The following is a 22,025-nucleotide window of genomic DNA, read 5'->3' as shown; positions in this document are numbered from 1 at the left end:
GCCGTGCGGTGGGGATCGCTACGGCTTGGTGCGCGGACGCGCGCGGATGCCGTGCACGCCCCACTGGGTCACGCGGCGCAGCGTGCCGAGGGCCATGGCCACGTTCGTCTTCGAGACGCCGACGGCGCGCTCGGTGAACTGCACCGGCATCTCGACGATGCGACCGCCGGCCTGCGCGACGCGCACGGCGAGCTCGATCTGGAACGCGATCGAGTCCGAGCGCATGCGGTCGAGCGGCATGCGGCGCAGCACCCGCGTGGAGTAGACGCGGAACGCCGACGTGAGGTCCTGCACGTCGGTGCCGAGCACGGCGCGCGCGTAGCGGTTGCCGACCCGCGACAGCACGCGTCGACGACCCGCCATGGCACGCACGTCGCCGCCGGGCACCCAGCGCGACGCGATCACGAGGTCGACGTCCTCGCCGACGGCCTCGAGCATCTCGCCCAGCAGCGTCACGTCGTACGAGCCGTCGGCATCGATGACGGCGATGGCGTCGACGCCAGCGGCGATGCCGCGGCGGAAGCCCTCGCGCACCGCCGAGCCGTAGCCGCGCTCGGTGCGATGCAGCACCTCGATGCCCGAGTCCTCCGCGGCGAGACGGTCGGCGAGGTCGCCCGTGCCGTCGGGGCTCGAGTCGTCGACGATGAGCACGCTCGCGTGCGGCACCGACTGGCGCAGCCTGCCGATGGTGCGCTCGAGGCTGTCGACCTCGTCGTAGGTGGGCACGACCACGAGGGCACTAGGCACGTCGTCTCCTCACGAGGGCGAGAGCCAGCAGCGCCGCGAGCGTCGCGATCGCGATCGCGCGCTCGATCCACGCACCCGCGGCCATCGCCGGCGTCACGGTGTCGCTGAGCGGCAAGGTCTCGATCATGGCTCCTGGCTCGTACTGCGGCAGCCTATCCACCATGGTGCCGTCCGGCAGCACCATGGCGCTCGTGCCGACGGTCGACACGTTGACGAGCGCTCGACCCGCCTCCTGCGCCCGCAGCTGCGCGATCGCGAGCTGCTGCACGTTCTCCCACGATCCCTCGCCGAAGTCGGCGTTGTTCGTGGGCGCCAGGATGATCTGGGCGCCGTGGTCGGCCACCATCTCGCGCACGAGGCCGTCGTCGATGATGTCGAAGCAGATCGCGAGGCCGTACGCGACGTCGTCGATCTCGAAGGCGTTCTCGCTCGTGGGGTCGAGGGAGTAGTCCCGCGGGATGAGCTCGAGGAAGCCGAGGGCGTCGAGGATGGGGCCGAAGAAGTCGCGCTCCGGCAGGTACTCGGCGAAGGGCACCGGGTGGCGCTTGTGGTACTCGGCCTGCACGCCCTCGTCCCACAGCAGCAGGGAGTTGTACGAGCGGACCTCGTCGCCGTCCTGCTCGTACGTGACGGCGCCCAGCACGATCGGCGCATCCACCATCCGCTGCACGTCGTCGATGATGCGCGACGCCGCGACGGAGTCCTGCGGCTGCTGCTCGCCTGCGTTCTCAGGCCACACGAGCAGGTCCATCTGCTCGCCGTCGAGCAGCGCGGTCGCGTCGGCGTGCTGCTGCAGGATCTCGCCGGGCGTGTACTGCGCGAGCAGCCCGGCCTCGCTGTCGCCCTGCACGGCTCCGACGCGCACCGTGCCGCTCTCGACGACGGGGAAGGCCGGGATCGCGACGAGCGCGACGACCACCGCCGTGCCGACGACGACGCGACGGCGCACGAGCATGCCGCGCGCGAGCACGAGGCAGGCCACGACGCCGGCGACGAAGGCGAGCAGGAACGACAGTCCCGATGCGCCGACCCACGACGACGTGTCGCCGAGCGGGCTCGCGGCCTGCGAGTACGCGAGGCGGCCCCACGAGAACCCGCCCCACGGCACGGTCGACGACAGCGACTCGCGCAGCATCCACACGCCCGCGAGCAGCGCGGGCACGGCCACCAGCCGGGCCCACGGGCCGCGCATCCGCTCCCCCAGGCGCCAGGTGAGCGTCAGCAGCATGCCGCCGAGCCCCCACCACAGCGCCATGAGCCCCGTCAGGCCCACGAGCGGCAACGGCCCGAGGTAGACGGTGATCCATTGGATGTGCACGGCGAAGAACGCACCGCCCGTGAGCGCGCCGATGCCGAACGCCGCCGACATGCGGCGGCCGCGCAGCGCGACGAGCGACAGCGCGACGCCGGGCAGCACGAGCGGCCACCAGTCGAACGGCTGGAACGACAGCACGAGCAGCGCGGCGCCGCCGAGGGCGGAGAGCACCGAGCCCCATGCGGGCAGCGGGGCGCGCAGGCGCAGCGGCCGCGGCTTCGTCACGGTCACGAGGCCTCCTGTCCCAGGTCGACGACGCCGCGACGGATGCGCTCGACGGCGTCGCGTGCGGTGCGGCGGATGCGGGCGGTGCCCACGTCCTGCAGCTGCTCGAGCACGTCGACGGTCTGCCGCACCCAGCGCACGAAGTCGCCGGCGGCGAGGTCGGTGTCGCGCAGCACGACGTCGAGGTGCGCGCCGCGCGCCCACCGGTGCATCGCGACCGACAGTCCCGTCTGCGGCGGCTCCGAGCCCGGCAGGCGCTTCGCGCGCTCGAGGTCGTCGAGCTCGGCCCACAGCGTCGTGGTGGCGGCGAGCGCGTCGCGGAAGGGTCCGCCGGGCAGGTGCCGCTCCGAGGCCTGCTCGCCACGGCGCGGCTCGAAGACGAGCGCGCAGACGAGCGCGGCGAGGTCGGCGGCGTCGAGGTGCGTCCAGAGCCCGCGGCGCAGCGACTCGGCCACGAGCAGGTCGCGCTCGCCGTAGATGCGGCGCAGCCGGTCGCCGGCCTCCGTCACGCTCGACTCGCCATCGTCGCCCGGCACGACGTACTCGAGGGTGCGCAGCACGTCGCAGATGCGATCGAAGCGCTCGGCGACCTGGCCGGTACGGCGCGAGATCTGCTGGTCGGCCTTGTCGACGTCGCGACGCAGGCGCCAGTAGCGCTCGCCCCAGCGGGCGTGGCTCTCGCGTTCGGGGCACGCGTGGCACGGATGCGAGCGCATGAGGGCCCGCAGGTCGCGCAGCCGGTGCTGCAGCGCGTCGCGCTCGGCGTGGCTCATGCCGTTGCGCTGGCTCTCGCGCTCGAGGTCGCTCGACTCGCGTCGCAGGGCCGCGTACTCGGCGAAGTCGCCGAGATGGCACGTCATCGACTCGGCGTAGCCCGCGAGGCTCGCACGCTGGTCGACGACCTTGCGGGCGAGCTGCACCACCGAGCGATCGGCCTGGAACTGCGCGAACGACGTCTCGAGCACGCCGCGCGTGCGGGCGACGCCGAAGCGGTCGATGAGGTTCACCGCCATGTTGTACGTCGGGCGGAAGCTGGACTGCAGCGGGTACGAGCGGCGGGAGGCGAGGTTCGCGATCTCCTGCGGCGTCTGCTCGCCCGTCCAGGCGATGACCGAGTGCCCCTCGGTGTCGATGCCGCGCCGTCCTGCCCGGCCCGTGAGCTGCGTGTACTCGCCCGGCGTGATGCGCACGCGCGCCTCGCCGTTGAACTTCTCGAGCTGCTCGAGCACGACCGTGCGGGCCGGCATGTTGATGCCGAGCGCGAGCGTCTCGGTCGCGAACACGACGCGCAGCAGCCGCCGCTGGAAGAGCTCCTCGACGATCTCCTTGAACACCGGCAGGAGGCCGGCGTGGTGGGCGGCGACGCCGCGCTCGAGCCCGTCGACCCACTCCCAGAAGCCCAGCACCGCGAGGTCGGACTCGTCGAGCCGGCGCGTGCGCTCCTCGACGAGCGCGCGGATCTCGCCGCGCTCCTCCGCAGTCGTCAGCGAGACGCCGCCGCGCAGCACCTGCTCGACGGCGGCGTCGCATCCCTTGCGGGAGAAGATGAAGCAGATGGCCGGCAGCATCGACGCGTCGTCGAGCAGCTCGATGAGCGCGCTGCGATCGACGCGCGCCGGGCGTCGGTCGCCGCGCCACGAGAACGAGTCGCGCGCGACGGCACCGCGGCGCTGTCCCTTGCGCCCCTGCTGCCCGCGACCGACGTGCCGGTTGTGGCCGCCGCGGTCGCGATGCCCGTGCGCCGCCGAGCCGTCGCTGCCGCGCGTGCGCTCCACGAGCTCGCGGCTCGGACGATGCTGCTCGGCGTCGCCGCGGGAGTCGAAGAGGTCGACGAGCGAGCCGCGCACGAGCACGTGGCCCTCGAGCGGCACCGGTCGGTGCTCGCTCACGACGAGGCTCGTCTCGCCGCGCACGGCCTGCAGCCAGTCGCCGAACTCCTCGGCGTTCGAGACGGTCGCCGAGAGCGACACCATGCGCACGTGGCGCGGGAGGTGGATGATGACCTCCTCCCAGACGGCGCCGCGGAAGCGGTCGGCGAGGTAGTGCACCTCGTCCATCACGACGTGCTCGAGGTCCGACAGGTCGCGGCCCTCGTAGAGCATGTTGCGCAGCACCTCGGTCGTCATGACGACGACGCGGGCGTCGCCGCGGATCGACGAGTCGCCGGTGAGCAGTCCCGCGTCGTCGCCGTAGACGGCCTGCAGCTCGCGGAACTTCTGGTTCGACAGCGCCTTCATCGGCGTCGTGTAGAAGACGCGTCCCGTGGGGGCGGCGAGCGTGAGATGGATCGCGAACTCGGCCACGATCGTCTTGCCCGCACCCGTCGGGGCCGCGACCAGCACGCTGCGGCCGTCCTCGACGAGCTCGCACGCCTGGCGCTGGAAGGGATCGAGGCCGAACGGGAGCGCTGCGCCGAAGGCCTCGGTGGCGGGATGCGTCACGCGGTCCCGACCGAGGAGTCGGCGGCGAGCCGCTTGGCGCGGCGGCGGTCGTTGAGCACGGCGAAGCCGCCGGCGGCGAAGTAGAGCACGATGATCGGCCCGGCGATGAGGAACATCGACAGCAGCTCACCGGCCGGCGTGACGCACGCCGCGAACAGCGCGATGCCGAGCACCGACCATCGCCATCCCTTGAGGATCGCGGCTCCCGTGATGGCGCCGGCGAGGTTGAGGAAGACGATCACGACGGGCACGACGAAGCCGAGGCCGATCGCCACGACGAGCTTGAAGGAGAAGTCGAAGTACTCCTGCGCGGACAGCACCGACGTCGTGCCGGCCGGTGCGAAGCCCACGAAGAGCTGCACGATGCGCGGCAGCAGCAGCCAGCCCATGGTGCAGCCGCCGAGGAACAGCGGCACCGCCGAGGCGAGGAAGCCCCAGACGTAGCGGCGCTCGCCCTTGTGCAGGCCGGGCAGCAGGAACGCGAGGATGTTGTAGAGCCAGACGGGGCTCGAGGCGATGACGCCCACGAGCAGGCCGATGCGCATCTTGATGTCGAACGACTGCGTGATGAACGTGAAGTTCAGCTCGACGATGCGCTCCTCCTGCAGCGGCACGAGCGGCGCCGCGAGGAGCATGAGCACGAAGTCCGACAGGAAGAAGCCGCCGATGCCGAGCACCGCGATCGCGGCGAACGAGATGACGAAGCGCCGCCGCAGCTCGCGCAGATGCTCGATGAGCCGCATGCGGCCCTCGGCGTCGCGGGGACGTCGGGTGCGCTTCGAGGCTCCGGCCGTGACGGCCATGCGCTACTTGGAGTCGCGTGCGTCGTTCGACGGCGTCGTCGTGTCCGCCTCGTCGGCGGGTGCGTCCTTCTTCACCTCGCGCTTGAAGACGTTGATCGACTCGCCGATGCCCTTCGCGAGCTGCGGCAGTCGCGTGGCGCCGAAGATCAGCAGCACGATGATGAGGATGACCCACCAGTGGGAGGCCAGGTTCCCGGCGAATCCGCCCATGATCGATTCCTCTCGATGTCGTGTCCAGGGTACCGCGCGTACGCCTCCATGGGGTTCGCTACGGCGCGCCGAGCGGATGTGCGACGTCACGCGACGTCACGGCGCGCTCGGGCGATCTCCGGCCAGGAGGGCGGCCTCCGCGAATCGGCGCAGTGCCGCCCGTGCCGACGCCGGACGCAGCACGACGGCGTCGCCGCCGAGCGACGCGACCTGCCGCAGCACGGCGTCCGCGTTCCACACCCGGATGTCGACGATCTCGTGCTCGCCGTCGACGCGCGAGGGTCCGTCTGCGTAGTCGGCGAGCAGCGCCGCCGCCGCGGGCGTCGCCCGCACGACGATCGTCTCGTCGGCGTCGATGCGCTCCCGCGTCGCGGCGAGCGCGGCATCGGGATAGGCGACGTCGGCGTGCGCGACCGACTCGGTGCGGTCGAGACGGAAGCGGCGCTCTGCGGCGCGGTCGAGGTCGTAGCCGACGACGTACGCCTGCCCGTCGCGCAGCTCGAGGGCCGTCGGCGCGATCGTCCGCCGCTCGGTGGCGGCGCCCGGCTTGCGGTAGTCGAGGTGCACGACGACGCGGTGCTCGATGGCGTCGCGCACGGCGCGCGCCGACGAGTCGGCCACGGGGGCGTCGACGCCGAGCGTCGCGGCGGCGGGCACCGCGGCACGGCGCAGTCGCGCGGCGAGCGCTGCGACGGCGTCGTCGTCGACGCCCTGCACGCCCGCGATGAGCCGGAGGCCCGCGAGGATCGCGCCCATCTCGCGCGGTGCGAGGCGGATGGCGTCGCCGTCGAGCGTCGGCCGGTAGCCGAGCTCGATGACGTCGTGGTCCTCGAAGGCGTCGACGTTGAGGTCGAAGCGGTCGAAGTCGCCGAACCCGTCGGGCACGCCCGACATGAAGATGAGGCGCACCGCGTCGCGGATGCGCGCCTCCGTCACGTCGAAGTGCGCTGCGGCCTGCGCGACCGTGACGCTGCCCTCAGCCGAGAGGTACGGGATGAGCGCGACGAGCAGCGCGATCGACTGCCGCTGACCCTTGCCCGCCATCAGACCGCTCCCTGGTCGTCCGCATGCGCGTCGCGGATGCGCTCGAGCCGCTCGCGCACGAGCGCCGCGAGCAGCGGCGGGTGCAGCACGACGACCTCGGCGCCGTAGCCGGCGAGCTCGTCGGCGAGCAGGTTCGTGTCCGCGTGGTGCAGCGTGAGCTCGTCGCCCTCGACCGTCGTGTCGCGGCGGCGGGCGAGACGCACCTCGGCGTCGGAGCCCGGCAGCACGCGCACGCGCGCCGTCGCCGATGCCCAGATGCGCTCGAGATCCTCGAGCGCGGCGTCGGCGGCGCCCTCGGGCACCGTGAACGGCTCGCGCGGCTTCGTCGCCTGCACGTCGCTCACGATGCGACGCATGAGGAACGTGCGCGTCTCGCCGCGGTCGACGTCGAAGCCGTGCAGCATCCAGCGGCTGCGGAACAGCAGCACGCACCACGGCTGCACCGTGCGCCTCGTCGCCTCACGCTCGCCCGGCTTCAGGTACGCGAACTGCACGACGGCGCCGCGCTCGGTCGCGCGCTTGAGCGACTGGAAGGCGCGATCCACGGCCGACTGCGTCGGCGACACCGCATGCGCGAGACCGGCCCGGTACTGCGGATGCGCGCGCAGCTTCGTCGTCGCGAGCTGCGACTCCTCCGTGAGCCCGCCGTCGCGCCACACGCGCAGCGCGAGGTCGATGAGCGTGCGCTCGGACTCCGAGAACGCGAGGTCCTCGGGCGTGCCCACGACGGCGTCGAGCAGTCGGTAGCGCGACTCCTGGTTGTTGTCGTGCTCGGCGGGCGGCGTGAAGACGTCGATGACGAAGCCCTGCTCGCGCAGGTCGTCCTTGTCGCGCTCGAACTGCCGCTCGAGGGCGGCGTCGATCGGGCGCCCCTGGTAGCCGGCGACGCGCTCGAAGAGCTCGCGCTTCGTGGCTCCGTGCGCAGCGTGCAGGAGCGCGAGCGTCAGCGAGAACTGGCGCTCCGACACGCTGACGTCGCTCACGGCGCCTCGGCGTCCAGGATGTCGATGACGAAGACGAGCGTGCGACCGTCGTCGTAGCCGAGCTCCGGCGGCACGACCGCGACGACCTGGCTGCCGACCCGCTGGCCGATGACGGCCTGCTGGAAGCCGGGGATGAGCCCGGAGAGCTCGAAGGTCGCGGGCGCAGAGCCCCACGTCGTCTCGGTCACGGTCGTCGCATCCCACTCGAGGAGCGTGTACTGCACGACGATGGTGTCGGTCTCGCCGACGACGGCTCCGTCGCCACCGATGGTGGTGCCGACCGTGAGCTCGGTCGGCGCGTCGGCACCCGAGAAGGTCACGCCGGGCGTGCCGTCGGTCGCGAGCGCGATCGCGGGGATGCCACCGACGGCAGGCTGCGGGAAGCCCTCGGCGCGGCCGGGGAACGCGTCCTGCACCTCGAGCAGCAGCACGGCCGTCGACTCGGGGTCGACGCCCGCCTGCGCGACGGAGTCGCCGAAGAGGTCGAGGTAGGGCGCGACGAGCGCGACGGTCGAGCCGGCCGTGGCGCACTCGAGACCCTGCGAGAGCACGGTCTCGCCGCCCGTGCGCAGCGTGAGCTGCTGCGAGGCGGGCTGGATCTCCTCGCCCGAGTCCGCGGCGAGCGCGCGCAGCAGCGTCGAGTCGGTCGACTCGAGCACCTCGCCCGTGGTGCCGTCGTACAGCGTGTAGTCGGCGATCACGACGTCGCCGGGCTCGGCGGGGTCCTCCCCCGCGCCGCGGATGCTCGCCTCAGGGCCGTCGATCGCCAGCGGCGTCTGGAACGGCACGTCGGTCGGCAGCGCGTCGATGCCCGTCGTGGCGTGCACGGCGTTCGAGGCGCCGCCGGGCTGGATCGACGGGGTGCAGCCTGCGACGGACTGCTCCGCCGGCACGACGTGGCACGCCGTGAGCGCGGTGCCGACGATCAGGAGTGCTGCAGCCGCCGTGATGGGGCGGCGGAGGTGCTTGGTCACGCGTCATCCTCAGGTCGGGAGTCGGAGTCGATCGTACCGGCGGCGAGGCGGTCGGCCTGCCGCTGCGCGTCGCGCACGGCACGCCGCAGGCGCTTGTCGCTCTTCTCGCGATCGCCCACGGCGCCGGGCGTCCACGCCTCGACGTCGGCGTCGGTGTACGAGGCCTTGTTCGAGCGGCGCTTGAACGACGGGATCTCGAGGTCGTCGGCGACGCGACGGGCCGTCATGAGGAAGCCGGTATGGGCGACCATGCGGTGGTCGGGGCGCACGGCGAGGCCGTCGACGTGCCATGAGCGGATGAGCGTCTCCTGCGACTGCGGCTCGGCGAAGCGGCCGTCGTCGCGCACGGCCTCGACGGTGCGCGAGAGCTGCGTCACGGTCGCGACGTAGGCGAGCAGGATGCCGCCGGGCTGCAGCGCCGTCGCGGCCGCATCCACGCACTCCCACGGTGCGAGCATGTCGAGCACGACGCGGTCGGCCGTCTGGTCGGGCACGTGGTCGCCGAGGGTCTCGGCGAGGTCGCCGACGGCGGTGCGCCAGTTGGCGGGCCGCTCGCCGAACCATCCGGCCACGTTCGCCTCGGCGATGTCGAGGAACTCCTGGCGACGCTCGAACGAGACGAGCTCGCCCTGGCCGGCGAGGGCGCGCAGCAGCCACAGCGACAGCGCGCCCGAGCCGACGCCCGCCTCGACGACCGTGAGGCCGGGCTGGATGTCGGCGTACGTGAGGATGTGGCCGGCGTCCTTGGGGTAGACGATCGCGGCGCCGCGCGGCATCGACATGACGTAGTCGTGCAGCAGCGGGCGCACCGCGAGGTACGCGTGCTCGCCGACGTGCACGATCGAGCCGTCGGGATGGCCGACGATCTCCTCGTGCGGCAGGGCGCCGTGCTGCGTGTGGAACGTCGAGCCCTCGGTGAGCACGATGGTGTGGAGGCGCTGCTTGGGACCCGTGAGCTGCACGGGGTCGCCGAGGCGGAGCGGGCCGGTGCGCGGCGTCATGCGCGCACCCCCACGAGGTCGCGCACGTCGTCGACGGTGCGATCGACGAGCGTCGGCCACAGCGTGATGCCGGCGACGTCGCCGAGGTCGGCCTCGTGCGGGACGCCGACGGTCACGAGCCCCGCGTCGCGCGCCGACGTCGATCCGGGGATCGAGTCCTCGAACGCCACCGACGACGCGGCACGGGCGCCGAGCGCCTCGAGCGCCTGCAGGTACGGGTCGGGGAACGGCTTGCCGCGCGGCACCTCGTCGCCCGTCACGGACACCGTGAACGGCTGCACGCCCAGCTGCGCCTCGCTCGACGCGAGCACGAGCTCGACGAGCGCACGCGTCGACATCGTCACGAGCGCGAGGGGCACCTCGGCCGCCCTGAGCGACGTCAGCAGCTCGGCGGCCCCCGGCCGGAACGGCACGTGCTCGCGCAGCTGCGCCATCACCTCGCGGTCGAGGCGCGCGACGATGTCGTCGGGCTCCATCGCGACGCCGCGCCCCACCATGTAGCGAGCGCCGTCCCATAGGTCGACGCCCACGAGGGCGGCTTCGTCGTCGAGGGTCCACGCCACGTCGAACTCGGCCACGAGGCGCCGCTCCGCGACGCGCCAGTAGGACTCGCTGTCGATGAGGGTGCCGTCGAGATCCCACAGCACGGCATCCAGATCGCTCACCGCACCATCCTACGTTCCGTGGCAGGGTGCGATCGCCCGTCGGCCCAGGCACGCGGGCGTAGGGTGGACGCCTGATGAGGAGACGACGCAGGTGAGCACGGGACCGATCATCGGACGCATCATGCTCGTCGCGTTCGAGGGCTGGAACGACGCGGGCGAGGCGGCCTCGACGGCCGTGCGACGCGTCATCGACGCGTGCGAGCTCGAGCCGTTCGACGAGATCGAGCCCGACGACTTCCTCGACTTCACGTTCGCGCGACCGATGCTGCGCAGGCTCGAGGACGGGTCGCGTGCGCTGTCATGGCCCGCGACCATCGCGTACGCGCCGACGCGGTCGAGCGAGCGCGAGGCGATCGTCGAGGATGCGGGACTGTCGGTGTCGACCGGTGCCGACGGCGAGCTCTTCGCGCTGCTGGGCGCCGAGCCGAGCCGCAACTGGCTGGACTTCGCCGACCAGGCGGTCGAGATCGCTCGGCAGTGCGAGGTCGATGCGATGGTCTTCGTCGGCGCGATGCTCGCCGACGTGCCGCACACGCGACCCACGCCGACGAGCGTCACGAGCGAGTCGGCGTCGCTGCGGCACCGCCTCGGCGTGCAGCAGAGCGAGTACGAGGGCCCGACCGGCATCATGTCGGTCATCGCGATGGCGGCAGAGCAGGTGGGCATCCAGACCGCGAGCGTGTGGGCGTCGGTGCCGCACTACGTGCACGCGACGCACGTGCCCAAGGCGACGATCGCGCTGCTCGACCGGCTCACGGAGCTGCTCGACGTCACGGTGCCGCTCGGCGAGCTGCCGCGTCTGGCTGGCGAGTGGGAGTCGGGCGTCGACGAGCTCGCGGAGCGCGACGACGACATGCGCGCGTACATCGGCCACCTCGAGCAGCAGCGGGACACGGTCGAGAGCCCGGAGGCCTCGGGCGAGGCGCTCGCGAAGGAGTTCCAGCGCTTCCTCGAGACCCAGCATCCCGACGACGAGCCCGACGCGGACGCCGAGGGCGACGACCACCCCGCTCCCCCGCCGCCCGTCTGAGCCTGTGACGGCTGCAGAGGCCGCGACGCCGTTCGCGGACCTGTCGGAGGCCGAGCAGGTCGCGCTGCTGCGCGCCATCGCCGTCGAGGCGCTCCCTGGCTTCGGGCTCGAGGGCAGCGTCGTGACCTCGGTCCTCCACGCCTACAACTCGACGTTCCGCGTCGACCGTGACGGCGCATCGTGGGCGCTGCGCATCCTCGTCGGGTCGAAGGCGACGCCCGAGCACATCGACGCCCAGCAGGCGTGGCAGCTCGCGCTCGCCTCCGAGGCCGGCGTCGTCGTGCCCGTGCCGCTGCCGACGATCGACGGTGCGTGGTGGACGGGCATCGCGAGCGAGGGGTTCGGCCGCACCGCGATCGTGACGGTCGCGGGATGGCTCGACGGCGTGGCGATCGACGACGCGCTCGACGTGTCGACGGCGCGGATGCTCGGCGCGGCCATGGCGCGCATGCACGTGCACGCGGCCGGCTGGTCGGCGCCGACCGGTGCCTCGCTGCCGGTGCTCGACGACGTGCTCTTCGGCGACCACGACGCGCTCGCCGAGGTCGACGACCTCGACGCGCCGTCGCGGACCGTGCTCGACGAGGCGCGGACCCGGTCGCAGGCCGTGCTCACGCGGCTGCACGTGCTCGGCGGCGTACGGCCGTTGCACGCCGACCTGCACTCCGGCAACCTGCTGCGGTCCGCCGGCGGCCTGCAGCTGCTCGACTTCGACGACGCCGGCCTCGGCGTGCCCGCGCTCGACCTCGCCATCGCGCGCTTCTACGCCGACGACCCCGAGGTCCACGTCGCGCTCGCCGAGGGCTACGCCTCGGTCGCTCCCCTGCCCGACGCCTCCCAGGCCGACCTGCACGCGCTCGCCGCTGGGCGCCAGCTGCTGCTCGCCAACGACCTCCTGTCGTCGACGACGGCATCGCTGCGCGCCGACGCCCGCGCCTACCTCGACACCGCGGTGGCGCGCCTGTCGGCGTGGCTCGACACGGGACGGTTCACGCGCCTCGTCGGCTGACGCCGCCGGCTCAGGACCCCGACGACGGCGGGCGTTCGCGGCGGCGTGCCGCCGCCGCCTCGCTGCGGCATCGGCGCGAGCAGTAGCGCACGGCCTCCCACTGGTCGCGGCCCGACCAGCGCTTGCGGTCCTCGAAGTCGCGACCGCAGCGCTCGCACGGCTTGCGACGACGAACGGGAGCGGCAGCCACGGGAGCCCTCAGCGCAGCCGCACGCCCAGCAGCGCGTCGATCGCATCGATCGACACGTCGTCGGCCGGCGCGCGGTCGACGAACGCGTCGACGGCCTGCAGCGCCGCCGGGGTGTCGAGGTCGTGGTGCAGCGTATACCGCAGCCACTCGAGCACCGAGTCGTCGTGCGAGGGGTCGTCGGGCAGCACCTGCGCCCACGCCGTCCACCGGTCGAGGCGCTCGTTCGCCATCGCGAGGTCGGCGTCGGTCCACTCCCAGTCGCCGCGCCAGTGATGGGCCAGCAGCGCGAGACGGATCGCCGCGGGCCGCACGCCCGCGTCGAGCAGGGCGCGGACCTTCACGAGGTTGCCGAGCGACTTCGACATCTTCTCGCCCTGGTACGCCACGAGACCCGCGTTCGCGCGCGCGACGCTGAAGAGCGATGCACCGAGGCCGAGCGCGTGGTGCGCCTGCATCTCCTGGTGCGGGAAGCGCAGGTCGATGCCACCGGCCGCGACCGTGAACGGCGCGCCGAGCTCGGCCATCGCGATGACCGTGCACTCGATGTGCCAGCCCGGGCGGCCGCGACCGACGGGCGAGTCCCACGCGGGCTCGCCGGGTCGCTCGGCACGCCACAGCAGCGGGTCGAGCGGATCGCGCTTGCCCGCGCGATCGGGGTCGCCGCCGTGCTCGCGCGCGAGGTGCAGCATCGCCTCGCGATCGGTGCGGCTGCCGAGACCGAGGGGGTAGGCGCGCTCGCGCGTCGTGTCGAAGTAGACGTCGGCGTCGACGAGGTACGCGTCGCCCGAGTCGAGCAGCGCCGCGACGGCGGCGGCGATCTCGTCGATGCGCTCGGTCACGGCGATCCACGAGTCGGGCGGCAGGATGCGCAGCGCGGCCATGTCGGCGCGGAAGACCTCCTGCTCGCGCTCGGCGAGCGCACGCCAGTCGACCCCGTCGCGCGTCGCACGCTCGAGCAGCGGGTCGTCGACGTCGGTCGAGTTCATCGCCGTGCGCACGTCGAGCCCCGCGTCGAGCCAGACGCGCGTGAGCGTGTCGCTCGCGAGATAGGTCGCCGCGTGGCCGATGTGCGTCGCGTCGTACGGCGTGATGCCGCACGTGTAGAGCGACGCGGGCCCGTCGGTCGGCACGACGAGCGGCGCGTCGGTCTTCGCGTCGTGCAGCGCCGGATGCGGACCGGTGCCGGGCAGCCGAGGCGTGGCTGCGCGCTCCCACGTCCTCATGCAGCGATCCAGCCAGCGCCGAGGGCGACGAGCAGCGCCGTGCCGAGCGCGACGCGGTAGACGACGAACGGCAGGAAGGAGTGCTTCGAGATGTAGGCCATGAGGAAGCGGATCACGGCGAGGCCCACGCCGAACGCGACGACGGTCGCGAGGATCGTCGGACCCCAGCCGTAGCCCGACGACGAGGGCTCGGTGAGCGCCTGGTAGGTCTCGTAGAGGCCGGCGCCGAAGACGGCGGGGATCGCGAGCAGGAACGCGTACTTCGCGGCAGCCGGGCGCTCGTAGCCGAGCGCGCGGCCCATCGTCGTCGTCGCGCCCGAGCGCGAGACTCCGGGGATGAGCGACAGCACCTGGGCGAGGCCCACGAGGATGCCGTCGCGGTAGGTGATCTCCTTGAGCCCCTTGTCGCGGCGGCCGAGCAGGTCGGCGGCGCCGAGGATGAGGCCGAAGACGATGAGCACGGTCGCGGTGATCCACAGCGAGCGCAGCTGGTCGCGGATGAGGCTCTGGAACAGCACTCCGGCCACGACGATCGGCACGGTGCCGATGATCACGAGCCACCCCATCCGCACGTCGGGGTCGTCCTTCGGCACGGTGCCGCGCAGCGCGCCGAACCAGCGCTGCAGGATGCGCACGATGTCGCGCCAGAAGAACAGCACGACCGCGAGCTCGGTGCCGATCTGGGTGATGGCCGTGAAGGTGGCGCCCGGATCCTCGGCGCCCGGCAGGAACAGGCCGGCGATGCGCAGGTGCGCGCTCGACGAGATCGGCAGGAACTCCGTCGCGCCCTGCAGGATGCCGAGGAGGACCGCCTCGATCCACTGCATCTAGAGCTCCTGCAGCAGGTCGGCGAGCACGGCGGTGCCGAAGTCGAGCGCATCGAGCGGCACGCGCTCGTCGACGCCGTGGAACATCGCCGCGAAGTCCAGGTCGGGCGTGAGGCGCAGCGGCGCGAACCCGTAGCCGGCGATGCCGAGCAGCGAGAGCGCCTTGTTGTCGGTGCCGCCCGAGAGCATGTACGGCAGCACGGGTGCGTCGGGGTCGTGCCGCTGGAGCGCCGCGACCATCGCGTCGACGGCCTCGCCGGCGAACGGCACCTCGAGCCCCACGTCCTGGCGCACGATGTCGAGCTCGACGTCGTCGGCGGCCTCGGCGACGATGCGGCGAGCGATCTCGAGCGCCTCGTCCTCGCGGCCGGGCAGCGTGCGCATGTCGATGCGCGCCTCGGCCGTGCCGGGGATCACGTTGTGCTTGTAGCCGGCGTCGAGCATCGTCGGGTTGGCGGTCGTGCGCAGGCTCGCGCGCAGGAAGCGCGACATGCCGCCGGTGCGCAGCGCGATCTCGTCGGGGCCGAGGTCCTCGACGTCGACGCCGAGCAGGCCCGCGACCTCGTCGACGAGCTGCCGGGTGGTGTCGGTGAGCTCGATCGGGAAGTCGTGCTCGCCGAGCGCCGCGACGGCGCGCGCGAGCTTCGTCACGGCGTTGTCGCGCATGACCTGCGAGCCGTGCGCCGCCGTGCCCGTGGCGCGCAGGCGGATCCACAGCAGCGACTTCTCGGCAGTCTGCAGCAGGTACGCGCGACGACCCTCGAGCGTCACCGAGAATCCGCCGACCTCGCTGATCGCCATCGACGCGCCTGCGAAGAGCTCGGGATGGTGCTCGACGAGCCAGTGCGCGCCGTAGGCGCCACCGTCCTCCTCGTCGGCGAAGAAGCCGAGGATGAGCCGACGGCGGGGCTTGGCGCCCGACTCGACGAGCTGCCGCACGGCCTGCAGCATCATCGCGACCATGTCCTTCATGTCGACGGCCCCGCGGCCCCACAGCATGCCGTCCTGGACGACGCCCTCGAACGGATCGACGCTCCACTGCGCCGCATCTGCGGGCACGACGTCGAGGTGCCCGTGCAGCACGAGCGCCGGCAGGCTCGGGTCGGCGCCCTCGAGCTCGGCGACGACGCTGTGGCGACCGGGCGCCGCCTCGAACGTGCGGCTCTCGATGCCGAGGTCGGCGAGGAAGCGCGTGACGTAGGCGGCCGCGTCGGCCTCCCCGTTCGAGCGTCCCTCGCCGTAGTTCTGCGTGTCGAACCGGATGAGGTCGCGAGCGATGGCAGCGGTCGGCGAGAGCTGGTCGGTCACCGTCCAAGGCTAGTCGCGACCGACGACGTCGAGCGTCATGCGCGAGCACGACGCACCACGCCCCTCGGTGGTCATCGATGCCCTTCGGTGCGTGCTAGTGTCTTCCTCGGTCCTGCAGAGGATCCGACACCTTGCGCGGGTGGCGGAATTGGCAGACGCGCTAGCTTGAGGTGCTAGTGCCCGTATTAGGGCGTGGGGGTTCAAGTCCCCCCTCGCGCACGAACGGCCCGGAGCCCATGGCTCCGGGCCTTCTTCGTTCCCGCACCGTCGCGACTGCGGTCGTTCGCGCTCGGCGGACGCGACGCAGCCGTGGTGCACCCGCGGCAGGGCGTCGGCACAGGCGCGCCGCCTACCGTCATGGACATGAGCATCTTCGACTCCATCCGCAAGAGCGGCTTCCGCCGCGGTCCCCAGCGCATCCTCGGTGGTCTCGCTGGCGGCATCGCCACGAGCATCGGCTGGAACGTGTGGATCGTGCGCCTCGTCGTGCTGCTGTCGTTCCTGCTGCCCGTGCTCGGCTGGGTCGCCTACGCGATCGCCTGGGCGCTCACGCCGTGGCAGGACGGCTCGATCCCCCTCGCGCGCTGGCTCGGCCGCCGCTGAGGCGGCCCCTGCCGCATCTGGCGGCATCTCGACGACGGTCGACCGGCATCCGCTGGTCGATCGTCGTCGCATGCGGTGGGATGGGCGCATGCGCGCCATCCTCGTCATCGACGTCCAGGAGTCCTTCCGATCCAGCGAGGCCGGGTGGGCGACGATCTCGGCGCCCGACATCGTGGACCGCGTCTCGCGCGTCGTCGAGCACGGGCGCGACGCCGGCGACGCGATCGTCTGGGTGCTGCACGAGGAGCCCGGCTCCGACGGTCCCTTCGACCCGGCACTCGGGCAGGTCCGCCTGCAGCCCGGCCTCGACGCACGCGACGACGACGTCCATGTCGCGAAGCGCGTGCACAACGCCTTCACGGGCACGGACCTCGAGGATCGTCTGCGCCAGCTGGGCGTCGACGAGGTCGTCGTGACAGGCATCCGCACCGAGCAGTGCTGCGAGACCACGGCACGCGTCGCGAGCGACCTCGGCTTCGCCGTGACCTTCGTGATCGACGCGACGGCGACGCATCCCCACGAGGCGTGGGACGGCGGGACGATCTCGGCGGCCGACATCCAGCGCGCGACCGCGTCGGCGCTGCAGGAGCGGTTCGCGACCGTGACGACGATCGACGCGCTCGTCGGGGCCGCGTCCGCCTGAGCCCGTCCGCCTGAGCCCGTTCGCCTGAGCCCGTCCGGCGAGCCGCCGCCTGGGCGTCGCGTCCAGGGATCGCCGCGAGGATGGTCGCGTGACCGACGCCACGCCGCAGCCCGGCGACCGCATGCCGAGCCTGGACCCCGCACCCGAGGTCGTCGCGCGCCTCGACGCGCTCTCGGCCGCTGCGCGCGAGGCTCCGCAGGACCAGGCGACGATGGCCGCGCTCTGGCGAGCGGCGCTCGGCCTCGAGCGCTGGATCCTCATCGCGCGCGGCTCCTCGGAGGAGCCGCGGCCGTTCGCTGCCACCTTCCCGCCGGGGCCGCTGCTGCTGGTGTTCTCGACGGCCGAGCGCGCGCAGGTCGGCGGCATGGCCGCAGGGCTCTCGCGGGAGGATGCCTCGCGTCTCATCGCGACGCCGCTGCCCGCCGCGATCGAGTGGGCGGCGTCGTTCCAGGCCGCCGGCATCGTGGGCGTCGCGCTCGATCACGGCACGACGGGCGCCTGGACGCCGCTGCAGAACCTCGTGCCGATGCGCGACTGGTTCGCAGCGAACCCGGGCTGACGGCGGCGCACTCGGCGCGGGTCAGCCGCCGGTGTCCTCGCGCTTGCGCTCGCGCCGCAGCATGGACGCGGGCGTCACGGCCAGCTGCCCGAAGCGGTCGTGCACCGCGTCGACCGCCCGCTCGGCGCTGCCCCAGTCCTCGCTGTCATCCCACAGGAGCCCCGCATCCGACGGATCCGAGAGCTGCGACATCTGCACGCCGAGCAGCCGCACGGGAGTCGGGTCGTCGAGCTCGTCGAGCAGCTGCCACGCCGTCTCGACGACGACGCGCGTCACGTCGGTCGGATCGGAGAGCGTGCGCGAGCGCGTGATGGTGCGGAAGTCGTGGAAGCGCACGCGCAGCGTCACGGTGCGGCCGACGGCGCCCGCCGCACGCAGGCGGCGCCCGACGCCCGTGCCGAGGCGCAGGATCTCGCTGCGCAGGTCGTCGCGGTCGGTGACGTCGTGCCCGAACGTGTGGTTGTGGCCCATCGACCGCTCGCGCGGTCGCTCGTGCACGGCGCGCACGTCGCGCGCCCACGCGAGCGCATGCAGATGCCTGCCCGACGCCGCGCCGAACCAGCCCACGAGCGTCGCCTCCGACGTGTGGGCGACGTCGGCCACCGTGCGCAGGCCGTAGCGCTCGAGCTTCTCCTGCGTGCGCTCCCCCACGCCCCACAGGGCGCTGACGGGCTGCGGATGCAGGAAGGTCAGCACGTCGTCGGCGGGCACGACGAGCAGGCCGTCGGGCTTCGCACGACCCGACGCGAGCTTCGCGATGAACTTCGTGGACGATGCGCCCACCGACGCGACGAGCCCCGTCTCGGCCTGCACACGCTCGCGGATGCGCGTGCCGATCGCGACGGCGCCGCCCAGCAGGCGTCGTGCGCCCGTGACGTCGACGAACGCCTCGTCGATGCCGAGCCGCTCGACCGACGGCGAGAAGTCGTCGAGGATCGCCATCGTCTGCTGCGACAGCCGCTGGTACAGCGCGAAGTCGGGCTCGAGGATCACGGCGTTCGGGCACAGCTGCAGCGCGCGCCCCATCGGCATCGCCGAGTGGACGCCGAAGCGCCGGGCCTCGTACGTCGCCGCCGTGACGACCGACCGCGACGAGTCGTGCCCGATGACGACGGGCAGGCCGCGCAGGTCGGGGCGGGCGATGAGCGACGCCGTGGCGAAGAACGCATCGAGGTCGACGTGCAGGATCGTCGCCGACGCGTCGTCGACGTCGGGGCTCGACACCATGCGGTTCGAGCCGTCCTGCTTGCTCACGTGCCCATCGTCGCAGCAGCCGCCGACACTCCGCGCACGCCTCGCCAGGCGTCCGGTCGCCTCCGCCGTCGTCCCCGGGGATGTCCGACTCGAGGTGGATGTGACGCTGTCGGCGTCGTGCCAGCATGAGAGGCATGCAGCACCCCTGGACCCGGTACGTCGCCATCGGGGACTCGTTCACCGAGGGCGTCGGCGACGACGAGCCGAGCCTGCCGAACGGCGTCCGCGGCTGGGCGGATCGCGTCGCCGAGGAGCTCGCGCGCACCAACCACGACATGGCGTACGCGAACCTCGCCATCCGCGGTCGCCTGCTCGACCAGATCGCATCCGAGCAGATCGATGCGGCGCTCGCGCTGCAGCCCGACCTCATCTCGATCTCGGCGGGCGGCAACGACCTGCTGCGCCCCGGCGCCGATCCCGACCGCGTCGCCGGCCGCCTCGAGCGCGCGATCGAGCGGCTGTCGGTCGACGGCGCGACGGTCGTGCTCTTCAACGGCCCCGACATCGGCATGACGCCCGTGCTGCGCTCGATCCGCGGCCGGGTCGCGATCTACAACTGCAACCTCGCGGCGCTCGCCCGCAGGCACGACGCCGTCGTCGCCGACATGTGGGCGGCGACCGAGCTGCAGGATGCGCGGATGTGGGCGCCCGACCGCCTGCACTTCTCGCCGCTCGGCCACCACCGCATCGCGATGCTCGTGCTCGATGCGCTCGGCGTGGAGCACGACCTGCATCCGCAGCATCCCGAGCCCATGCCGCAGCGCACGTGGCGGCAGGCGGCGAGCGACGACATCCTATGGGCGCGCGAGTACTTCGGGCCCTGGGTCGTGCGCAGGCTCACGGGCCGGTCGTCGGGTGACACGATCCATCCGAAGCGGCCCCTGGCCGAGCCGGTGCTACGGCAGCGCGACGACGCCTAGCCTCGGGCGTCGGCGAGTCCCAGCAGCAGGAAGGGGTTCGACAGGCGCCACAGCAGGTCGGGCTCGGCGATGCGCCGCGCCGTGACCGTCGTCGCGAGCTCCGTGCCCGCCACCGTCACGGTGCCGACCTCCATCGACCCGACGCCCGTGCGCACGGGCTCGACCTCGACGACGACCTCGAGCGGCTGCGCCACCCACGCGAGCGACGAGAGCGCCGCATCCGTGGTCGCCTCCGACGCGGGACCCCACGCGGCGCGGCTCGTGGCGACGACGCTGCCGGCGGGCAGCACCTCGCGCGTCTGCACGTTCTGCCACAGGCTGTCGACGAGCGCGATCGTCGCGGCGTCGCGGTCGTCCTCCGAGATCTGGCCGGCGACGACGGCGACGGCGCGCAGGGTCTGGCCGTCGACGGTCGCGGTGGCGGAGACGAGCAGGTTGCGTCCCGAGACGAACAGCGCACCCGTCTTGCCCGCATCGATGCCCGAGACGCCGAGCAGCGGGTTCGTGTTGGCCTGCACGCCGAGGCCCGTGACCGACACGGAGCGCTGCCCCATCGCAGCGCCGACGATCGGATCGGCGACGGCGAGCTCGCCGAGCCGCACCATGTCGGCGGGCGAGGCGACGGAGTCGAGCGACAGCCCGGCGGCGTCGGCGACGACCATGGTCGTGAGGCCGTTGCGCTGCGCCCAGTCGTTCGCGGCGTCGAGGAAGGCGTCGATCGAGCCGAAGCCCCAGCGCGCGAGCGTCATCGACGCGTTCGCCGACGACGCGACCACGGAGGCCTCCACGAGGTCGGCCTGCGTCACGGTCTGGCCCGTGCGCACCGGGTAGTACGGCGCGGCCTCGTCGAAGGCCGTCTGCATGAAGGCGACGTCCTCGGCGCCGATGGCGATGTCGGCACCCTCGCCGCCGTCGATCGGATGCTCCTCGAGCACGACGAGCATCGTCACGAGCTTCGTGATGCTCGCCATCGGCACGGCTGCGTCGCCCGTCGTGCCCGACGCGCCCTCGACGCCCTCGATCGCGAACGCCGCGGCGCCCGCCGCGGGCCACGACACCTGCGCGTCGCCGACGGCGGGCGACTCGATGGGCGCATCCTCGCTCGCGATCGCCGGCAGCGGCGCGAACACGAGGTACGTCGCGCCGCCGACGAGCGCGACGAGCACGAGCACGACGAGCGTGCGCACCACGTGCACCCATGCGGGCGTGCGCGCCTGCGTGCTCGCGGTGACGTACCTGGTCATGCGTGCAGCGCCGCCCAGAGCACGACGGCGCTCGTCGCCGCGACGTTGAGGGAGTCGACGCCGTTGTGCATCGGGATGCGCACGACGACGTCGGAGGCGGCGAGGGCGTCTCGACCGAGGCCGTGCCCCTCGTTGCCCATGACGACCGCGACGCGCTCCGGACGGTCGCGACGCCAGTCGGCGAGGTCGACGGCGTCGTCGGCGAGGGCGAGGGAGGCGATCTGGAAGCCCGCGTCGTGCAGCATCGGCGCCGCCTCGCGCCACTCGGGGATGCGCGTCCACGGCACCTGCAGCACCGTGCCCATGCTCACGCGCACGGCGCGGCGGTACAGCGGGTCGGAGCAGGTGGGCGTCACGAGCACGGCGTCGGCGCCGAGGCCCGCGACCGAGCGGAACGCCGCGCCGACGTTCGTGTGGTCGACGAGCCCGTCGAGCACGACGACGACCTTGGCGTCGCGCAGCACGTCGGCGACCTCGGGCAGCACGGGACGCTGCATGGCGGCGAGGGCGCCGCGGTGCAGATGGAAGCCGATCAGCGTCGAGAGCTGCGACTCCTCGCCGAGGAACACGGGCACGTCGAGGTGGCCGACGAGCCGCTCGACGTCGGGCAGCCACCGCTCGCTCACCAGCACGGACCGCGGCACGTGCCCCGCGCGCAGCGCCCGCCCCAGCACGGTCTGCGACTCCGCCATGTAGAGGCCGCGCTCGACCTCCTTGCGCGTGCGCAGCTGCACGTCGGTGAGGCCGACGTAGTCGGTCAGGCGCGGGTCGTCGAGCGACTCGATGCGCACGATCTCCACTGGGACT

At 72.8% G+C, this 22,025-nt stretch carries 23 protein-coding genes and 1 tRNA gene; 7 read left to right on the top strand and 17 right to left on the bottom strand.

The window, feature by feature from the left end:
- Positions 1 to 18: 18 nt before the first annotated feature.
- From FS793_RS02320 to FS793_RS02275, 10 genes are all read right to left on the bottom strand, one after another.
- A complete protein-coding gene (locus FS793_RS02320; RefSeq protein WP_144718123.1) occupies positions 19 to 747 on the bottom strand; it encodes a glycosyltransferase in 729 nt (242 codons plus the stop codon).
- Complete coding sequence (lnt, locus tag FS793_RS02315) at positions 740 to 2,293, bottom strand: apolipoprotein N-acyltransferase (protein ID WP_144718121.1); 1,554 nt, start codon at positions 2,291 to 2,293, stop codon at positions 740 to 742. The genes FS793_RS02320 and lnt overlap by 8 nt, the downstream gene beginning before the upstream one ends.
- Positions 2,290 to 4,728, bottom strand: coding sequence for a DEAD/DEAH box helicase (locus FS793_RS02310; protein ID WP_144718119.1), 2,439 nt, complete (start codon positions 4,726 to 4,728; stop codon positions 2,290 to 2,292). The genes lnt and FS793_RS02310 overlap by 4 nt, the downstream gene beginning before the upstream one ends.
- The gene (gene tatC, locus FS793_RS02305) at positions 4,725 to 5,531 is read right to left on the bottom strand and encodes a twin-arginine translocase subunit TatC (protein ID WP_260979981.1); all 807 of its coding nucleotides are present in this window, start codon (positions 5,529 to 5,531) and stop codon (positions 4,725 to 4,727) included. The genes FS793_RS02310 and tatC overlap by 4 nt, the downstream gene beginning before the upstream one ends.
- 3 nt (positions 5,532 to 5,534) lie before the next feature.
- Positions 5,535 to 5,741, bottom strand: a complete 207-nt coding sequence (locus tag FS793_RS02300; RefSeq protein ID WP_144718117.1) for a Sec-independent protein translocase subunit TatA/TatB — start codon at positions 5,739 to 5,741, stop codon at positions 5,535 to 5,537.
- A 96-nt stretch (positions 5,742 to 5,837) separates the two neighbouring features.
- On the bottom strand, positions 5,838 to 6,785 hold the full coding sequence (locus FS793_RS02295; RefSeq protein WP_144718115.1) for a helix-turn-helix transcriptional regulator: 948 nt from the start codon (positions 6,783 to 6,785) through the stop codon (positions 5,838 to 5,840).
- Positions 6,785 to 7,768: a helix-turn-helix transcriptional regulator gene (locus tag FS793_RS02290; RefSeq protein WP_144718113.1), complete on the bottom strand. Its 984-nt coding sequence runs from the start codon at positions 7,766 to 7,768 to the stop codon at positions 6,785 to 6,787. The genes FS793_RS02295 and FS793_RS02290 overlap by 1 nt, the downstream gene beginning before the upstream one ends.
- The gene (locus FS793_RS02285) at positions 7,765 to 8,742 is read right to left on the bottom strand and encodes an FKBP-type peptidyl-prolyl cis-trans isomerase (protein WP_144718111.1); all 978 of its coding nucleotides are present in this window, start codon (positions 8,740 to 8,742) and stop codon (positions 7,765 to 7,767) included. Before FS793_RS02285 ends, FS793_RS02290 begins: the two co-directional genes overlap by 4 nt.
- Positions 8,739 to 9,743: a tRNA (adenine-N1)-methyltransferase gene (locus FS793_RS02280; protein WP_144718109.1), complete on the bottom strand. Its 1,005-nt coding sequence runs from the start codon at positions 9,741 to 9,743 to the stop codon at positions 8,739 to 8,741. Before FS793_RS02280 ends, FS793_RS02285 begins: the two co-directional genes overlap by 4 nt.
- Positions 9,740 to 10,408 (bottom strand): HAD family hydrolase, encoded by a 669-nt coding sequence (locus tag FS793_RS02275; protein WP_144718107.1) that lies wholly within the window; start codon positions 10,406 to 10,408, stop codon positions 9,740 to 9,742. The genes FS793_RS02280 and FS793_RS02275 overlap by 4 nt, the downstream gene beginning before the upstream one ends.
- Before the next feature lie 91 nt (positions 10,409 to 10,499).
- Between FS793_RS02275 and FS793_RS02270 the strand changes: the two genes are divergently transcribed.
- Together FS793_RS02270 and FS793_RS02265 are read left to right on the top strand one after the other, a co-directional pair.
- Complete coding sequence (locus FS793_RS02270; RefSeq protein WP_260979980.1) at positions 10,500 to 11,438, top strand: PAC2 family protein; 939 nt, start codon at positions 10,500 to 10,502, stop codon at positions 11,436 to 11,438.
- A 4-nt stretch (positions 11,439 to 11,442) separates the two neighbouring features.
- Positions 11,443 to 12,447 (top strand): phosphotransferase enzyme family protein, encoded by a 1,005-nt coding sequence (locus FS793_RS02265; RefSeq protein ID WP_186329282.1) that lies wholly within the window; start codon positions 11,443 to 11,445, stop codon positions 12,445 to 12,447.
- Positions 12,448 to 12,457: 10 nt separating this feature from the next.
- Here FS793_RS02265 and FS793_RS16795 read toward each other — a convergent pair whose 3' ends face one another.
- From FS793_RS16795 to FS793_RS02245, 4 genes are read right to left on the bottom strand one after another with little or no spacing between them, the layout of a single operon-like run.
- The gene (locus FS793_RS16795) at positions 12,458 to 12,637 is read right to left on the bottom strand and encodes a DUF2256 domain-containing protein (RefSeq protein WP_186329281.1); all 180 of its coding nucleotides are present in this window, start codon (positions 12,635 to 12,637) and stop codon (positions 12,458 to 12,460) included.
- A gap of 8 nt (positions 12,638 to 12,645) precedes the next feature.
- Positions 12,646 to 13,860, bottom strand: coding sequence for a cysteine--1-D-myo-inosityl 2-amino-2-deoxy-alpha-D-glucopyranoside ligase (locus FS793_RS02255; protein WP_144718103.1), 1,215 nt, complete (start codon positions 13,858 to 13,860; stop codon positions 12,646 to 12,648).
- Entirely contained in the window at positions 13,857 to 14,687 is an 831-nt protein-coding gene (locus FS793_RS02250) for an undecaprenyl-diphosphate phosphatase (RefSeq protein WP_144718101.1), read from the bottom strand. The genes FS793_RS02255 and FS793_RS02250 overlap by 4 nt, the downstream gene beginning before the upstream one ends.
- Positions 14,688 to 15,995 carry a M20/M25/M40 family metallo-hydrolase gene (locus FS793_RS02245; protein WP_144718099.1) on the bottom strand — a complete coding sequence of 436 codons (1,308 nt, stop codon included), beginning with the start codon at positions 15,993 to 15,995 and terminating at the stop codon, positions 14,688 to 14,690. It abuts the gene before it with no gap.
- A 133-nt stretch (positions 15,996 to 16,128) separates the two neighbouring features.
- Between FS793_RS02245 and FS793_RS02240 the strand changes: the two genes are divergently transcribed.
- From FS793_RS02240 to FS793_RS02225, 4 genes are all read left to right on the top strand, one after another.
- Positions 16,129 to 16,214 (top strand) — tRNA-Leu (locus FS793_RS02240).
- A 144-nt stretch (positions 16,215 to 16,358) separates the two neighbouring features.
- A complete protein-coding gene (locus tag FS793_RS02235; RefSeq protein ID WP_440130438.1) occupies positions 16,359 to 16,598 on the top strand; it encodes a PspC domain-containing protein in 240 nt (79 codons plus the stop codon).
- Positions 16,599 to 16,686: 88 nt separating this feature from the next.
- A complete protein-coding gene (locus FS793_RS02230) occupies positions 16,687 to 17,241 on the top strand; it encodes an isochorismatase family protein (RefSeq protein ID WP_144718095.1) in 555 nt (184 codons plus the stop codon).
- An 88-nt stretch (positions 17,242 to 17,329) separates the two neighbouring features.
- A complete protein-coding gene (locus tag FS793_RS02225; protein ID WP_144718093.1) occupies positions 17,330 to 17,800 on the top strand; it encodes a hypothetical protein in 471 nt (156 codons plus the stop codon).
- A 21-nt stretch (positions 17,801 to 17,821) separates the two neighbouring features.
- Here the strand turns inward: FS793_RS02225 and dinB are convergent, their stop codons facing one another.
- Positions 17,822 to 19,054, bottom strand: coding sequence for a DNA polymerase IV (gene dinB / locus FS793_RS02220; RefSeq protein WP_260979979.1), 1,233 nt, complete (start codon positions 19,052 to 19,054; stop codon positions 17,822 to 17,824).
- Positions 19,055 to 19,179: 125 nt separating this feature from the next.
- On the opposite strand from dinB, the gene FS793_RS02215 reads away from it, so the two are divergent.
- Positions 19,180 to 19,974 (top strand): SGNH/GDSL hydrolase family protein, encoded by a 795-nt coding sequence (locus tag FS793_RS02215; protein ID WP_144718091.1) that lies wholly within the window; start codon positions 19,180 to 19,182, stop codon positions 19,972 to 19,974.
- Here the strand turns inward: FS793_RS02215 and FS793_RS02210 are convergent.
- Together FS793_RS02210 and FS793_RS02205 are read right to left on the bottom strand one after the other, a co-directional pair.
- Positions 19,971 to 21,218: a D-alanyl-D-alanine carboxypeptidase family protein gene (locus FS793_RS02210; protein WP_144718089.1), complete on the bottom strand. Its 1,248-nt coding sequence runs from the start codon at positions 21,216 to 21,218 to the stop codon at positions 19,971 to 19,973. The two genes, FS793_RS02215 and FS793_RS02210, sit on opposite strands and share 4 nt — an antisense overlap.
- Positions 21,215 to 22,018: a TrmH family RNA methyltransferase gene (locus tag FS793_RS02205; protein WP_144718087.1), complete on the bottom strand. Its 804-nt coding sequence runs from the start codon at positions 22,016 to 22,018 to the stop codon at positions 21,215 to 21,217. Before FS793_RS02205 ends, FS793_RS02210 begins: the two co-directional genes overlap by 4 nt.
- Between the last annotated feature and the right edge of the window lie 7 nt (positions 22,019 to 22,025).

Origin of the sequence: Agrococcus jejuensis (genome assembly GCF_007679035.1) — a bacterium.
In the GTDB taxonomy this organism is placed as follows: domain Bacteria; phylum Actinomycetota; class Actinomycetes; order Actinomycetales; family Microbacteriaceae; genus Agrococcus; species Agrococcus jejuensis_A.
Note: the sequence above shows the minus strand (reverse complement) of the source record. Positions and strands in the feature narration are given on the sequence as shown.